Here is a 14,668-nt window from a genome sequence, read left to right as displayed (position 1 = left end):
CCGTTATGACCGATACCCCGACTTCACCCGACACCACCGCTGAAGTAGACGCACCGCCAGCGGTCGAGCTGCCATGGGCGGACGTCGACGTCGAGCACCCCAGAATGCTCCGTCTGGCGCCGCAGCAGACCGATCGCAGTACCGGTGGTCGGCCCCTGCGCTTTGTCGAGTTTGGTTATGCCGAGCGCAACGACAAGGTTCGCAGCCTGATGCGCATGCGCATCACCCTGCCCGGCCAGCGGGTGCGCAAGGAACAGAATCATCTGGACGTGTGGGTCGATCACGCCGAAAAACGCGTACATTTCGGACCCGACAGCGGCCTGCAAATCGAACCGATGAACCGCGGCATCGGCCGCTTCATGGCTGCCCAGGGTATCAACTGGGCGAAGAAGAGATGGCCTGGCTACACCGTCGACGGCACCGACCTCAACAACAAGGATGCGCTGAAGGAAGACACGCGCCTGCGCCGCGATCACTTTTTGCGGGTGCACGGCTTCGACGTGGTCTATGCAGATGCCCAGCATTTGAAAGGCAGCGTCAAAGAGGTCAGGGTCAGCGACTTGGCGGGTGACTGGAACACCGAGAAAGTACAGGTCGTGGAGATTATTGAGGCGGCGCAGATGCTCCAGCAAGCCGAGCAGAATCTGGCCGAGCAGGAAGTCAAACTCAAGAAACACGAAGAGAAGGTCAGCAAATACAAGCGTGAAGACGCCGGTTTGCGGTTCACCATTACGTGTCTGGTGGCGTTTGCGGTGTTTCAGGCGGGGTTGTTGATCTGGATTGCGACGCACCGCTGAGGGCTTTTTGTGGCGAGGGGATTTATCCCCGCTGGGCTGCGAAGCGGCCCCAAAAAGAAGGACTGCTGCGCAGTCCAACGGGGCGGTGCGACGTTTCGCTAAATCCCCTCGCCACAGTAGTCACCTCAGTCAGACGCGGGACGCGAAGAGTGCCTGATGATCGCGGCACTGCTCGGCCGTCAACATGAACACGCCATGTCCGCCGCGCTCGAAGTCCAGCCAGGCGAAATCGACTTGCGGATACAACGCCTCGACGTGAACTTGACTGTTACCCACCTCGACAATCAGCAGGCCCTTCTCGGTCAGGTGATCCGCTGCCTCGGCAAGCATGCGTCGCACCAGGTTCAAGCCGTCATCGCCGCAGGCCAGGCCCAGTTCCGGCTCGTGCTGGTATTCGTCCGGCATGTCGGCGAAATCCTCGGCATCAACGTACGGCGGGTTCGACACGATCAAATCGAAACGCTGCCCAGGCAACCCATCAAAACCATCGCCCTGCACCGTGTAGACACGCTCGTCGACGCCGTGGCGCTCGATGTTCTGGTTCGCCACCTCCAGCGCTTCGAACGACAGGTCGGCCAGCACCACTTCAGCGTTCTGGAACTCGTAGGCGCAGGCGATACCGATGCAGCCGGAGCCGGTGCACAGGTCGAGAATCCGCGCAGGCTCGGTGCCCAGCCATGGCGTGAAACGGTTTTCGATCAGTTCGCCAATTGGTGAGCGCGGGATCAGCACGCGCTCATCGACGATGAACGACATGCCACAGAACCAGGCTTCACCCAGCAGGTAAGCGGTCGGCACGCGTTCTTCGATCCGGCGCTTGAGCAGGTGTTGCAGGTGGGCCAGTTCGTCTTCTTCCAGATTGCAGTCCAGATAACTGTCGGCGATTTCCCACGGCAAGTGCAGCGCACCCAACACCAGTTGACGGGCTTCGTCCCAGGCGTTGTCGGTCCCATGGCCGAAAAACAGATCCTCCCCATGGAAGCGGCTGACGGCCCAACGGATATGGTCACGCAGGGTACGAAGGCGGGAAGTGATCACGACGGTAAACTCCAGAAAAATCGACTGGTGATTCTACCAGTCAAACGGTGTCACGACGACGCAGGAAAAATACCGGGGCAAATGTAGGAATCTTCTGGTTTTTTCACTGGCCATTGAACAAAACACCATACTTGACAACGCTACACGCCAATAACGACGGTGCCTACGATGGTAGCGATTCACAGAAGCGCTCAGCCAGAGGACAATGTCGCAAAAGCCCCACTCGAAGGAGCCCCAGAATGTCCGTTCCACAAACGATGTTTCAACTCAGCGGCCGCGGTTATGCGGCGGCCAAACTGAGTCATGCGACCCTGATCATCATCGATGCCCAGAAAGAGTACCTCAGCGGTCCCCTGGCCCTGAGCGGCATGGATGCGGCGGTCGCGAACATCAAGCAATTGGTGACTGCTGCCCGTGCGGCCGGCCGGCCGATCGTGCATGTCAGCCATCTCGGCACCGTCGGTGGGCTGTTCGACCCACGCGGCGAGCGCGGCCAGTTCATTCCAGGGCTGGAGCCGCTGGCCGGCGAAATCAAGATCGAGAAAATCCTGCCAAGTGCATTCCATGGCACGGACCTGAAAAAGCGTCTGGAAGAGCTGGGCTCGGTGGATCTGGTGGTGTGCGGTTTCATGAGCCATTCCAGTGTCAGTACCACCGTGCGCGCGGCAAAGAACCTGGGTTTCCGCTGCACCCTCGTGGAAGACGCCTGCGCTACCCGTGATCTGCCGTACAAAGGCGGCGTCCTGAGCGCCGAGCATGTCCAGCAGACCGAAATGGCGATCATGGCAGACAACTTTGCCGCCCTCGCCCTGACCAACGACCTGGTCTGATCGGCGGTTCATGAGCGGTGCATGTCGCCGCTCATCCGCAAAAGCCTCTCATATGCCGTAAATGTCTTAGCCTCAGGAACATCCCGGTCAACTTCCGGTCGAAGGGCCGATACCCATTGAGGAAGGTCGGAATGAAGTTATCCGATGGTTTTGACGCTCGCCGTTTGCGGCCAAAAGGCCAAAGCAACTGGCGTTTTCGAATCGGCGCAGCGTTCGCTGCCTTGCTGGCGACCTGCGGCGTGCTGCTGGCGATGGCCGGTGCCGCCAGCCTGTTCGGCCACGCTCCCGCCCTGGGCGAGTTGAACACCAACCGGGCGGGTGCGGCAGTGATCCTGGTCATAGGCCTGTTCGTGCTATACCTCGGCATATGGCTGTGGCGCCGCTGTCGCCGCCGCTCGCGCCAGTCGAACGCGCTGAACATATCCCCACACTTGATGAAAAAACACGACTAAGCGCAAGTCGCAGCCCAATGCCGCGCGTTTTCTCGCGCCCGATTCGCTTCGAGTTGGGTAAACTGGCCGCCCTTCGCGGAGGCTGACATGCAAGACGACGATTTTTCCCTGTTCAAAAGTGCGATCCAAGGCGTCAAGCCGATAAAGCACGATCGCGCCGAAACCGGCAAACCCAAGGCTGACCGCGCGCACATCGCCAAGTTGCGCCAGGCCGCCACCGTGCGCACCGATGCCACCACTGTTGACGGGCTGTCCGATCAGTTCGTCATCGACGTCGGCCCGGAAGACGAACTGATGTGGGCGCGCGACGGCGTGCAGGAAAGCCAGATGCGCAAGCTCAAGATCGGACAGATTCCGTTCGAAGGCAGCCTTGACCTGCACGGCATGAACGTGGAAAAAGCCCGGGAAACCCTCTGGGCATTCCTGGCTGAAGCGACCAAATTCGAAATCCGCTGCGTACGCGTCACACACGGCAAGGCCGTGCGCCTGGACGGCAAGCGGCCGATGATCAAAAGCCACGTCAACACCTGGCTGCGCCAGCATCCGCAGGTACTTGGCTTCACCTCGTGCCAGGCGAAACATGGCGGTGCCGGAGCCGTTTATGTGATGCTCAAACGAATCATGATGGAAGGCCGCGACGAGTAAACCTGATGCGCCGCGCTTGCAGCGTCGTGTCCGCCACCGTACCCTTGCCCTTTGCGTAAAATCCCACAGGTAGTTTCATGTCCCTGGAACAGAATTACACCGCGATTCTAAAGGGGTAAGGCAAAGTACTCAGGGCCAATGAAACCGGGCTCTTCCTTACTTTGGAGTACCCGGTTTTAACCTGCTTTACACGGTCAGTGGTACAAAAATTGGTACAGGAACACGTCCGTTTTTTCCTGCCAACCTGCTTGCATTGCGGGGGAAATCTAGGCATCCTCCGCACGTCATTTTGACAGCATCAGCATTTACTGTTGCTGCCTTAGTACTGGTTGGGCTGCTGACCCTTTGTGTCCAGTGAACACAAAAGAAACAGCAACAGTCTGAACCTCTCCTAGCCGGCCACATTAAGAGACTCGGAGAACAGCAAGGGAGGATTACCTTTGGGTATATCTAATCAAGCTGGTTCAGCAGTTTTGCACAAGCGCATTCGTGCGTTCGGTAGCATGGCCATCGGCTTCGGCTTGATGGGCATGGATCCAGTGTCCGCTGTTGCACTGGCTCTTTTGGCTACCGTCGTCTTGGCGGTGTTGTAAGACTAGGGAGGCCATGTGCACGGACGTGGCCGCCCAGACCCAATCTCCTCGTCGCACTAACTCGCCCTCTTTCAGAATTCTCACACTGCTCCGCCCTACCCCGAAAAAATTGGCCCAGTCATCGACGGCGTCCAGCCAAGCGACAATCCAACACCGCACCCCACTGATGCAGCAGTACTTACGGAAATAGCCTAGAGGGCTTGTGTTTCAAGGATATGCATTGTTGATTGTCTAAAACTCTAGTCTGACTTAGGCGCCTTTCGGACCAATGAAACCGAGCAAGTCCGAGGTAGTTTTAGACAGCTTTTTACCCCTCTCCCGGCGTTCTGCCGATCGAATACCATCACCTTAGCAATCGCTCGTCGCCTGCCTCTCGCAGAAATATCACGCCTCGCTTACTGTATATAAACACAGTATAAGTAAGGCGCGGCCGTGGACCCCTACGAAATCGAAGACACCAGCGAATGGCTCGGCAGCCCGACCAGGCTGGAAACCGTCAAGCATTACGCAAGCATGCTCGAGGAAGACGTCCAGGATCTAAAGCGTCAGCTGCAGGCAGCAAAGGAAAATATTTCCACCTTGGTGGAAATGAACGACCAGCTGTCGACCGAACTCCAAAAGAAGCGGGCATGGATGGCGAACCTGGAAGCGGAAACTACCGACCAGCTTTCCCAGATCCGAAGCCTGACGTTGGTCCTGGATCAAAAAGAAAGGATCATTCGCGAGTTGCAAGCGGGCAATCAGAGGAGGTGAACATGTGCGGACGACTTTCCCAATACGATGGCATCCACGACTTCGTCGCGGCACTCAGCATCCCCAACCCACTGGTTAATAGCACCGGTGACCAACCGTTCGAGCGGTACAACGCCGCCCCGACAACCCAGCTCGCCATCTTTCACCAGGAAGGTGAATACCTGCACGCCGACATGGTGCGCTGGGGATGGCGCCCGCATTGGGCCAAGGACCGCGCAGCACCGATCAATGCCAGGGTGGAGAAAGTCGCCCACGGCCCCTTCTTCCGCGCGATCTGGCCGCACCGGGCCATCATCGCTATCAACAACTGGTTTGAATGGGTAGACGAAGGCGGACCGAAGAAGCAGCCGTACCTAATCCGCCGTCGAGACCGGTCGCAAATCCTGTGCGCAGCGATCGGCCAATATCCGAACGCCAAGCATGAGCCCAGCGAGCACGACGGGTTTGTGATCATCACCGCCGACAGCGCTGGCGGAATGGTCGATATTCACGACCGCCGGCCAGTGACGCTATCACCACAACTGGCCCGAGAATGGCTCGACCCGGCCACGCCAAAGGAGCGCGCCGAACAGATGGCGATGCACCAAGGCGAGCACACCGAGGCGTTCGAGTGGTTCAAGGTGGACCGGGCAATAGGCAATGTGCGCAATCAGGGGCCTGATTTAATCAAGCCAGCCGAGGAAACCGGTTTGTTCTAAGTTGCGGACAGCGATCTCAACCGCTCTTCAGTCGCGGCATCGAAGATGACATAGAGCCGATCAATGGTCGCTTCACTCAACGCTCGAGCCGACTCCAAGCCAAGAACGAACCCCTCAGCTCGTGCACCTGCTTTCGCCGCAACAATCATTGAATCCGCCTGGGCGATCTGAGCAAGAAGCTTGTCGGCTTCGCGCTCAATCTTTGGGCTCAGCTCTACGCCTTCCATTCCACCACCTTTAGTTGAACGATCGACTACAGGATAGCGGCATATGTCCATCGTAGAACTTCCTTGAAGAAGTCGTGATGGCGCGCAGTTGCTTGATCATCCGGAGGCGGCTGGAGGGGATGGCCACTCCATTCTCGCGGTGGTGAACGAGGAGGAAGTACATGGAGCAACAATACTGTGTAAAAACACAGCATTGTACAGCTCGACCTGCCTGTGGGCTGCTGGCGACCAACGGCGCCTCTTATCTGGTGGTGGAGTTGGCTCTAAGGCATGCGATACACTTTAACGCTGAGATTAAAATAAATCACGGAACTGATGATGATCCTTACCCACGAAGAAGCAATTGACGCACTGGCTGAGACCTGCGCAAAGATTCGCCAGAGCCTCGTTGAAAAAGGGCATGAACTTGGCCATGCGCCCTCTCCATCCGAACTGCTAAGCGCCCTGGAAACCATGGAAGAAGACGGTAAGCGGCTTGCACTGGAAGCTAGCCGGCTGCGCTACTCCTTACGCTCGGCTGTAGATAAAGAAGCTAACGCCGGCCCTCGCCCCTGATAGCTCATCATTCCATCGGACGGCGCACTCAAAGCCTCATATTGTAGGTTGCGGCGACCCCGTCCAGCCCCACCATGCTGTTTGTATTTCGTTGAGATCAAAATGAACAAAACTGTCTACACCTTCTGGGAATCTAAGGGACAAGCCCCTGCATACCTGCAACTGTGCATGGAAACCTGGAAAAAGAACGTTCCTGGCATCGAGATCGTGGTCATCAATCACTCCAACTGGGATGAGTTTGTTGGCGATATTTACGACCTGAACAAACTAAAAACTTTCTCGCTTCCGATGCAGTCCGACGCGGTTTCAGCTGCAGTTCTGGCAACTAGGGGTGGAATGTTCATCGACATGGACTCCATCGTAACCAAAGACTTCTTCGAAGACTTCGGCACGCTCGCTCCTCGAAAGTTTGTTGCGTTTGGCAAACCGAATTTGAAAGGCTTGCACGTTGCAGTGATCAAATGCCAATCCCCAGGCAATGCAATCGCTACGGCCTGGATGAACGCCTGCAAGGAGCGCATTGCGAATATCGTTGAGGGCTACAACTGGGCGTACCTTGGCAACGGCATACTTGAGCCATTGATGAACGACAAGCGCTACTTTGACGACTACTTGATCGTTGATCGTTCAGATTACGGAAATATTCTCGAAGCATCGCTAATGAAGGAAGGGCAAGCTAAAGCGGATTACTACAATTTATACTTCAGTGAACACATGAACATCGATACCAACAAAGCAATTGAAGCAGCCAGGTATGGGATTATTTCCCTGCACAATTCTTGGACACCTCCAGACTACAAACAGATGACGAAAGCAGAAGAGGTTTACAACCATAAAGGACTTCTTTCTAGGATGCTGAAAGCCATCCTTGTCGAAGAGTAACTCATATATCGCCCTTGCCTGCCTGGGGAGTCAAGCAACAAGAGCATAACTGTTTATTGCTATGCTCTTTCTGCCGACTGCAAACCCAAACTATGCAAGAACCGTCAGCGCTCGCTGATAGATCGACAGCCGGTCAGCTGCGCCATTTTGGCCGCCGTTGATTCGCTGAGTGATCGCCTCGAACTTCCCGGCGTCCGCCAATTCATTCAACCCATTGCTCGACCAGTACCAGGCAGCGGACAACGCGGCATACACGGGCTGCTCAAGCAGTTCAGGCTTATTCAGCAGGTCCAAGCCCAGGGCTGAGCCGCACGCCTGATAGTTGACCCAGCCCGTGATTTGCACCAGGCCGCGCCCGCGGTACTTCCAGCCGTCACCGGTGACGGCTGGCCCATTGCCCATGCGCGAGGCGTAGACGATGTTCGCGATTTGTTCCGGCTTGCGGGCTGCATCGGTGGCCGTCAGCACGGTGAACCGCTTCGGCCAGGTCCGGATTAAGCCATCGGCGCTGTAGTTTAGGTTTTCGACCAGCGTGCGCAGTTGGCTGGACTCATGCCCGACTTGCGCCAGAAACGCCGCTACGCGCAACAGACCATCGATCTTGAAGCGCGCCATCGCTTCATTCAGCGCAGACCCAAAAACGCCGGCAACTTGGCCGGCGTTCGGGAGGATCTGCAGCAATTGCTGATGTGTAAGGAGCATACTTTTCTCCAGACCTAAAAAAGCCCGCACTTGGCGGGCTATCAAAAAGTTAACGATTATGATTAGCGGGTGCTGGAGGCAACTACTAATGCAGTGTAATCAGTTCAAATAAACCCTACTCCGAATCATCGGCCGTAAGATTCCAATAGTTTGTCAGAGGTATGGCATCAGGATCATCTTTATAAAACGGGCGTGTCAGCGTTAGGTGCGGCCTTTCCCAAGCAATATTTTTACGTACAACTTTTGCCGGAGAGCCAGCAACCACACAATTATTAGGAAACTTCCCTTTTACGATGCTGCCTATTCCGACAACACTTCCTTCCTTAAGTACTGTCCCACCTAGAACTATTGCGGTCGCACCGAGCCAAACATGATCATGGATAACTATATCTTTTGGCATATTTATTCTTTTGCGACTGACAACATCAAACATAGGATGTCCGTCATCCGATCGAATTTCAACCGTGCTCGCTATCATCACATCATTGCCAATTATTACAGAGGACCCTTCAGCGGTTGATATGTACCCAGGCGAGGTAGATGTAACATCAGAGCCTATTTTCACCGTGCAATCTTGCCCTACTCTAATAGTTCCACTGTAACTATTTCGGCCAATATCACACGACCCATTATCGCAATCAAAAGCTATTACAACATTTTTAAGCTTGCACTCTGGATGAAGAACCAATTTATTGTTTTTACCGGAAAATACAACTTTTATTCCAGAGCTAAAAGTAGTGGCCGAGGAGATCTCATTCCCATTATCATCTTTATAATTCTCAACCTTTGTTAAAACTACTTTCAAGGCCCACCCCAAAACTCAAATTACTGGAATTTAATACGCTCGAGCTAGCAGTATAATCAGAACGAAATCCTACTGCCAGTGCATTGGAAGCGTCAGAAAGGGTGACCCGCCGAGTCATGCCATAGCTTATGACGCCAAGATAGCTGCAGAGAAAACACCCCCTCCTAAGCAATTAATAAGACCCTTAGCACTTTTGCGGCTTTCCGAGAAGATCAGCACAATATTGCGCATAGAAAATCACCGAAATTCGTCGACAGGAACTCCGACTATATACACGCATGAAGATGCTATCGCCGACCTGGCAGAAGCCCGCACTGAGGTGCAACAGATGCTGGCAGACAATGGATATGAGGTTTCGGCAGAAGACTTGCGCGCCCCAATAGCTGCCATGGAAGCTGATGGCAAACGCCTACTTACTCTGTCTGGGTTGATGTCCGGCCGCCTGAGAGCCGCCGAAGATCGAGAAGAAAATACAGGCCCTCGATAATAATAAGCATTCCCAGCCTCACTGGCGCCTGCGGGCGCCGCATCTCGGCGCTGTGCCAGCTAAACACTGAAACCAACACTTCCAGCATACGACCGCAGGACAGAAGCTACTGCTGCTGTGTAATTCCGGCCATAGTTTCTCTAGGGCGCGGACGGTTCAGAGCGGGCTTCAGGTCAGACCGAGATACCCAGGCGCAGCATGCGTTTGCGCATGGCGCCAGCCACCAGGTTGATCTCATCGTCAGTCAGGTATGCCGAATAAATCGCGGCGGCCGATATGTCCGCCTCGCCCGAATAGTCAGTCGTGGCGCTGCCGATCCTGAACAGCTTGTCGTTGACTACGCGAGTCGTCAGGTCGGTGCCAAGCTTGCTGACGTTGTACGTCATGTCGCGCGCCTCGGAGGCGGAACCTGACTTGCCGCGCACGCAGAGCAGGCGCCAGGCCGTAGGAGCGCCGCCGACAATGTTCACCAGCTCCAGCTGGTAAACGCCGCCAGGCGATCGAGCGATGCCGGCAGACACCACCGAGCTACCACGCAGCAGGATGCTGGAGCCACCAGACGAGCCCGGAACTGCCGGCGTAACCGAGGTGCCGTTGTAAGTCGAGATTGCCGCGACACCGTCGGCGTTCGAGGTCGGCGTGACCAGGGCTTTGACCACCGCGAACATCGTAATCTCGTCCGAATCCTTGATCGCAGTCTGGATGAAGTTCGTGCTCCCCTTGAAGCGGCCGTGCGTGGCGTAGGCGACCGGGGTACCAATTACGGACCCATTTTGTTTGCCGATCGCCCGGTTCAGGCCGAACCGGCTGATGTCGGTGTCAAAGGTAAACCACCCTTCCAGGCCGCGCGTTACAGGCGGGACAACCTTGGAGTACCAAGGCGCGAGAGTGTCGTTAGAAGTAATGCGAGTGCCCATTGAATAATCCTCTGATCAAATGATGTTAAGGCTGGCGGCGGCGACATAAGGCGCCATCGACTGGAATAGTTCGACGCGGCTAGAGCCGATCGGATGTACTGCGTCCGCCCAGTTGGCGGTGTAAAAGCCGTCTGCATCCAGCGTTGCCTGGCTGTAGGCATACCCGACTTCCGGGTTTGTCATGGCCCAAAGCGGCGCGACAGACAGCTTGGGGTTGGCTGCGACAGGCGCTGCTTTGATCATGGCGTTGATGACCACGGATCGGCCCGTCTCCCAAATCAGGTTGGCGTCAGTGCTGAACGCCGAGGCTGGAAGGGTCCGAATGATCTTCGCGTTCGGCCATGCCGCTTTGATCTGCTTGTGCATCAGCAGGTCGTTTTCGTAGACCTCGGCATAAAGGCTGCCGTCGGTAATGCCCAGGGCGTCGTTGGTGCCCAGGGCATTGATGACTATGTCGGGGGTCTGCAGGCCGAACCGCGACTGGTAGAACGCCGGATCGAACACGTAGCCGTTGCGAATCACGCTCGCGTCATCGCCGCCCGTGGCCGCCCGCAGAAACGGGTTTCGCTCTCTGCGGGCTGCCTTGGTCAAGGCCATATAGGCCGCCTCGCCACCTGGCGACACGACAAACGCCCGATCGTTTTTGCTGTAGGTGAAATCCCCGGTCTTCCATCCGGCGTGGCACTCGCCCAGCGGGCCAGTGATATCCCACACGTCGGTAGTGGATGCCGACGTTTCGATGGTGCCGATGAACTGCGGAGTAAAGCCCAGCTCTTCCAGGAACTGTTTCAGGTACATCGCGCCCTGTCGATCGCCGATGCTGTCGCCGATGAAAAGGATCTTCGGGCTGCTCGGCAGCGTCTGCACCGGAATATTCTTCAGTATCAATGGCATGAACTTTCGGATATTCGGGTTGGCAGCCAGTCGAACGTTTAGGGTCGCTGCCGGCCCATATCCGGCGGCAGAAATACCCACGTAATCGCCGGTTTCATTGGCTGCTGTTGTGTCACTGCTGACCGAGAGCACCGCCTCAGTGGCGCGGGCGCGGCGCCGGTACAGGCCCTGGGAGTAAATGCGGCTTTTGTGCAGGTCGCTGGTCACGATCAGCGGCGAGAAGAGCAAGCCGCCCTGGAATGGCGAGGACAGATCCGGCTCGACGACACTGGAATCCAGAATCCCGCCTTCTTGGTCGGTAATGAAAATGCCGGAGGTTGAGATCCGCTGAAGCTCGAGCTCGCCAACGACGGCTACATCATCTGCAGCAAAAAACGAGACCGCGCCCTCGCTGTCACCAATCCCCGCCTGACCAGCCTCCGAGACGATTTCGATGGAGGGAGTCACGATGCGTTTGGTGGTGATGCCGCCAAGCTTGCCGCCCTCCGGATCGGTGATCAGCAGAATGTCGACCTCTGCTGCGGTGCTCGGGAAGTCCTGGACCAGTCTGTTCAGGCTCGCCACCGCAGCTGCGTTGGCTTGAGCGATCGAATTGACCGCTTCTACCGCATCTTTGTTCGGGTAGGAGTCAACAAAGACCGCAACCCCGGCCTCATTTCGATACAGGTCGACATACAAGTTGCTAGCCGCGCTTAATACCGAGAAGTTGGTGCCAGTTACCGTCCCAACAAGTCCAAGGGCCACACTGGTGTAAGGCATAGAGCCGCCTAGCTGGGTCGCCAGGTTCGCCATAACCATGGCATTGGTTGGGCGCATAACCCCGTCGCCCACATCCATGATCTTGATTTGATCGGACAGCAGCAGTTCGTTGGCTTTATCAATGGTGTCGCTCAGCCGGGCGAGATCCGAAGGTCCGCTCATATTTTCTCCAGGATCGAGTAGGAGGCGGTTTCACAACCGCCGTCCTCTCACGCCACCGTACGTACGGTTCCGTATACGGCGGCTCAAGTTATGCGGCTAAGCCGGTTTATCGTATCCAGTATCGAGACCAGCCCTAGCTGATCCCACAGCTTCTTCGGTAACGCCTGATTCATATGTGACGCCCCCGAGTTCCACCATGGTCCGCGACCATTGAAGGCTGATTTGCAGGCGCGCGCTTCGCTAAGCCCCAAGCGCATCAAGTTGCGCGCCCTCGTAGAGGGCTGCTTCCATTGGCGCCAGATGACGCAGCGAAGTTTATGCCGCACCCACCCGTCCAGCTCCTCAAGGGGGCGCTTGCTCTGACTGAGCTTGAAGTAGCCCGCCCAACCGCGCAGTACGGGGTTAATCCGCTCGATGACGTTCGCCATCTTGTGGCCCCGTGCGCCGCGCAGCAGGTTTCTGAGTCGGTCGCGTAAGCGACCCAGACTCATCGTCGCTACTCTTAACCTCGGTTGTTGATGCCAGCTCATCCCGTAGCCCAAGTAATCACACATCCACGACCCGGCTACTCGGCTCTTTTCCCGATTCAGCGTCAGTTTCAGACGCTGATTCAGGAAACGCTCAACACCAGCCATCACTCGCGCGCCAGCACGAGGACTGCGCACATAAATGTTCGCATCGTCGGCATAGCGCACGAAGCGATGGCCCCGCCGTGTCAGCTCTTGGTCGAGTTCGTTGAGCAGGATGTTCGACAGCAACGGCGAGAGCGGGCCGCCTTGCGGCGTCCCTTCCTGCCGTCGGCTGGCGATCCCGCCCGACATCACGCCGGCCTCTAGATAACGACGGATCAGCCTGAGCACCCGCTTGTCTTCAACCTGACGCTGCACATGGGCCATCAATACATCGTGGTTGACCCGATCGAAGAACTTCTCCAGATCGAGTTCCACACACCAGCGGTGGCCCGCCGCCACATGGGCACGGGCTGTTTCGATGGCTTGGTGGGCGCTTCTGCCCGGACGGAAGCCGTAGCTATAGTCCGAGAACAGCGGGTCAAAGATCGGCGTGAGCTGTTGCAGCAGTGCCTGTTGGATCAGGCGATCCACGACGCTGGGGATACCCAGCTGTCTTGTCCCGCCTTTGGGTTTGGGGATTTCGACGGCGCGTACACCTTGCGGGTGATACTCACCGGCCAGCAACCTGGCCTTGAGGGTTGGCCAATACTGTTCCACGTAGCCCGCCAATTCGTCGACCGTCATGCCATCGGCACCCGGCGCCCCCTCGTTGCTGACCACGCGGTGATACGCACGCTTGAGGTTGGCCGATGCAAGCACCCGCGCCATCAGCGTGTCCGGCTCCGCGTTCGTCCACATCACAGACGTCGCCGATGCCTGCGCACTGCCAGCCGTCGCCCGCGGATTCTGTCCGGAACTAGGGGTCACAGTTCTCCCTCGGAGAAATTTCTGCTTTTCGACATTCGACGAGACTCTGACGCCTACTGGCGGCATAACCTGTTCGGCCCTTGGTGGCAGGGTTATTTGCCACTTACTACGGCCTCGGCTGACTTCTGCACGTTCATCCCGTCGCCTCTCGACGCTCGGTAGCACAGTGGCAAACGTGCAGATCTCCCAGGGTAATTCGCGCGACCTTCCTGCTTATGCCTGTCGGATCTACGTCACAGCGTTCCGTGCAAGTATTGGGCTTTGGCAATTATGGCTACCTTACCCCGCTGCACCGCCTAATCCGCTTCCTGTTCGTCAGGCCGGCATTTTGCCCCGGGCTTCCTTCAGATTCGCAGTCGCCTGCGACACCCTTGCCTTCGGCTAACACTTCCCCTTGCCGGGTGTGTAGAGGACTTTCACCTCCAAGTCACCAGCGTGACCACCACAGCCAAACTGGTTGCGCTTGCGCGCAACGCGCCATGCCTGGCGCACCACAAAAAAGCCCGCACAGCGGCGGGCTATAAAATTAAAAGGCGATCAGCGTGTTCCGTTTCTACGTCGCCCCAGGCCATGACTTCGTGTACCAGCTTTTAAGCTCGCCACGCAGCCTGGAGTTCATGACGCTGAGATCCATCCCCGCCATCATGTCGGTCAGCTCGGCCTCGGAAATAACCGGCATTTCAAAGAGCGACAGGACGGCGGTATATCGCCAGAGGTTGACGCCAACCAGCGTTGGGCCGTCGTAAATGTCCGTGAACTGAGCCTGCGTTGGCATCAGGCCGAGCGGGCTCTTTATAGGGCACATGAACCAGTCGGCCCATCCGATACCCCACTTGCACCAGCCCTCAAACATCCGGGCTTGCTCGGCATTGCACAGCCATGTCACCGAAACTTCAGTTGGCACGCTTCGGTAGCGGCGCCGGTTTCTAGCCAGACCGCTTACAAAGGGCGTGCGCACGATCGGGCTGGTGGGTTTGAAGCCGTAACCGTCGCGCAACGGTAGCGGAATACCGTCAGGCATTATCAGCATGTT

Annotated in this window: 16 protein-coding genes; 8 read left to right on the top strand and 8 right to left on the bottom strand. The window is 56.8% G+C overall.

Annotated elements, in window-relative coordinates:
* Positions 1-5: 5 nt before the first annotated feature.
* Positions 6-797 (top strand): hypothetical protein, encoded by a 792-nt coding sequence (locus tag ACA058_RS10140; protein WP_497638953.1) that lies wholly within the window; start codon positions 6-8, stop codon positions 795-797.
* Positions 798-926: 129 nt separating this feature from the next.
* Here ACA058_RS10140 and prmB read toward each other — a convergent pair whose 3' ends face one another.
* On the bottom strand, positions 927-1,835 hold the full coding sequence (gene prmB / locus ACA058_RS10135) for a 50S ribosomal protein L3 N(5)-glutamine methyltransferase (RefSeq protein ID WP_497638951.1): 909 nt from the start codon (positions 1,833-1,835) through the stop codon (positions 927-929).
* 239 nt (positions 1,836-2,074) lie between these two features.
* On the opposite strand from prmB, the gene ACA058_RS10130 reads away from it, so the two are divergent.
* The 5 genes from ACA058_RS10130 (at position 2,075) to ACA058_RS10110 (ending at position 5,806) form a co-directional block, all read left to right on the top strand.
* On the top strand, positions 2,075-2,665 hold the full coding sequence (locus ACA058_RS10130; protein WP_274077669.1) for a cysteine hydrolase family protein: 591 nt from the start codon (positions 2,075-2,077) through the stop codon (positions 2,663-2,665).
* A gap of 131 nt (positions 2,666-2,796) precedes the next feature.
* Complete coding sequence (locus tag ACA058_RS10125) at positions 2,797-3,117, top strand: hypothetical protein (protein ID WP_492642412.1); 321 nt, start codon at positions 2,797-2,799, stop codon at positions 3,115-3,117.
* Positions 3,118-3,204: 87 nt separating this feature from the next.
* Positions 3,205-3,762, top strand: a complete 558-nt coding sequence (locus ACA058_RS10120) for a Smr/MutS family protein (protein ID WP_497638950.1) — start codon at positions 3,205-3,207, stop codon at positions 3,760-3,762.
* A gap of 1,025 nt (positions 3,763-4,787) precedes the next feature.
* On the top strand, positions 4,788-5,108 hold the full coding sequence (locus tag ACA058_RS10115; protein ID WP_497638949.1) for a hypothetical protein: 321 nt from the start codon (positions 4,788-4,790) through the stop codon (positions 5,106-5,108).
* A gap of 2 nt (positions 5,109-5,110) precedes the next feature.
* Positions 5,111-5,806, top strand: coding sequence for an SOS response-associated peptidase family protein (locus tag ACA058_RS10110; RefSeq protein WP_497638948.1), 696 nt, complete (start codon positions 5,111-5,113; stop codon positions 5,804-5,806).
* On the opposite strand, the gene ACA058_RS10105 is transcribed toward ACA058_RS10110, so the two are convergent.
* Positions 5,803-6,033: a hypothetical protein gene (locus ACA058_RS10105; RefSeq protein WP_497639902.1), complete on the bottom strand. Its 231-nt coding sequence runs from the start codon at positions 6,031-6,033 to the stop codon at positions 5,803-5,805. The two genes, ACA058_RS10110 and ACA058_RS10105, sit on opposite strands and share 4 nt — an antisense overlap.
* A gap of 318 nt (positions 6,034-6,351) precedes the next feature.
* Between ACA058_RS10105 and ACA058_RS10100 the strand changes: the two genes are divergently transcribed.
* The gene (locus ACA058_RS10100) at positions 6,352-6,588 is read left to right on the top strand and encodes a hypothetical protein (protein ID WP_497638947.1); all 237 of its coding nucleotides are present in this window, start codon (positions 6,352-6,354) and stop codon (positions 6,586-6,588) included.
* A gap of 102 nt (positions 6,589-6,690) precedes the next feature.
* Entirely contained in the window at positions 6,691-7,470 is a 780-nt protein-coding gene (locus tag ACA058_RS10095; RefSeq protein ID WP_497638946.1) for a capsular polysaccharide synthesis protein, read from the top strand.
* A gap of 90 nt (positions 7,471-7,560) precedes the next feature.
* Here ACA058_RS10095 and ACA058_RS10090 read toward each other — a convergent pair whose 3' ends face one another.
* The 6 genes from ACA058_RS10090 to ACA058_RS10065 form a co-directional block, all read right to left on the bottom strand.
* The gene (locus tag ACA058_RS10090; RefSeq protein WP_497638945.1) at positions 7,561-8,172 is read right to left on the bottom strand and encodes a glycoside hydrolase family 19 protein; all 612 of its coding nucleotides are present in this window, start codon (positions 8,170-8,172) and stop codon (positions 7,561-7,563) included.
* Positions 8,173-8,287: 115 nt separating this feature from the next.
* Entirely contained in the window at positions 8,288-8,977 is a 690-nt protein-coding gene (locus tag ACA058_RS10085) for an acyltransferase (RefSeq protein WP_497638944.1), read from the bottom strand.
* 660 nt (positions 8,978-9,637) lie between these two features.
* Positions 9,638-10,381 carry a hypothetical protein gene (locus ACA058_RS10080; RefSeq protein ID WP_497638943.1) on the bottom strand — a complete coding sequence of 248 codons (744 nt, stop codon included), beginning with the start codon at positions 10,379-10,381 and terminating at the stop codon, positions 9,638-9,640.
* Between the two features lie 15 nt (positions 10,382-10,396).
* A complete protein-coding gene (locus tag ACA058_RS10075; protein ID WP_497638942.1) occupies positions 10,397-12,196 on the bottom strand; it encodes an SGNH/GDSL hydrolase family protein in 1,800 nt (599 codons plus the stop codon).
* Positions 12,197-12,279: 83 nt separating this feature from the next.
* Positions 12,280-13,701 (bottom strand): group II intron reverse transcriptase/maturase, encoded by a 1,422-nt coding sequence (gene ltrA, locus ACA058_RS10070; RefSeq protein WP_497635123.1) that lies wholly within the window; start codon positions 13,699-13,701, stop codon positions 12,280-12,282.
* 487 nt (positions 13,702-14,188) lie between these two features.
* Positions 14,189-14,665 (bottom strand): hypothetical protein, encoded by a 477-nt coding sequence (locus ACA058_RS10065; RefSeq protein ID WP_497638941.1) that lies wholly within the window; start codon positions 14,663-14,665, stop codon positions 14,189-14,191.
* Positions 14,666-14,668: the final 3 nt, after the last annotated feature.

This window comes from Pseudomonas sp. LBUM1649, from assembly GCF_059716155.1.
The sequence above is the reverse complement of the archived record's forward strand: the minus strand, read 5'-3'. Positions and strand labels throughout refer to the sequence as shown.

Bases quoted from the DNA above. Each gene is read 5' to 3' on its own strand.
- ACA058_RS10095 (WP_497638946.1), top strand. From the start codon at position 6,691: ATGAACAAAACTGTCTACACCTTCTGGGAATCTAAGGGACAAGCCCCT.
- ACA058_RS10075 (WP_497638942.1), bottom strand. From the start codon at position 12,196: ATGAGCGGACCTTCGGATCTCGCCCGGCTGAGCGACACCATTGATAAA.
- ACA058_RS10110 (WP_497638948.1), top strand. From the start codon at position 5,111: ATGTGCGGACGACTTTCCCAATACGATGGCATCCACGACTTCGTCGCG.
- ACA058_RS10065 (WP_497638941.1), bottom strand. From the start codon at position 14,665: ATGCTGATAATGCCTGACGGTATTCCGCTACCGTTGCGCGACGGTTAC.
- ACA058_RS10130 (WP_274077669.1), top strand. From the start codon at position 2,075: ATGTCCGTTCCACAAACGATGTTTCAACTCAGCGGCCGCGGTTATGCG.
- ACA058_RS10090 (WP_497638945.1), bottom strand. From the start codon at position 8,172: ATGCTCCTTACACATCAGCAATTGCTGCAGATCCTCCCGAACGCCGGC.
- ACA058_RS10105 (WP_497639902.1), bottom strand. From the start codon at position 6,033: ATGGAAGGCGTAGAGCTGAGCCCAAAGATTGAGCGCGAAGCCGACAAG.
- ACA058_RS10125 (WP_492642412.1), top strand. From the start codon at position 2,797: ATGAAGTTATCCGATGGTTTTGACGCTCGCCGTTTGCGGCCAAAAGGC.
- ACA058_RS10100 (WP_497638947.1), top strand. From the start codon at position 6,352: ATGATCCTTACCCACGAAGAAGCAATTGACGCACTGGCTGAGACCTGC.
- ACA058_RS10120 (WP_497638950.1), top strand. From the start codon at position 3,205: ATGCAAGACGACGATTTTTCCCTGTTCAAAAGTGCGATCCAAGGCGTC.
- ltrA (WP_497635123.1), bottom strand. From the start codon at position 13,701: ATGCCGCCAGTAGGCGTCAGAGTCTCGTCGAATGTCGAAAAGCAGAAA.
- ACA058_RS10140 (WP_497638953.1), top strand. From the start codon at position 6: ATGACCGATACCCCGACTTCACCCGACACCACCGCTGAAGTAGACGCA.
- ACA058_RS10080 (WP_497638943.1), bottom strand. From the start codon at position 10,381: ATGGGCACTCGCATTACTTCTAACGACACTCTCGCGCCTTGGTACTCC.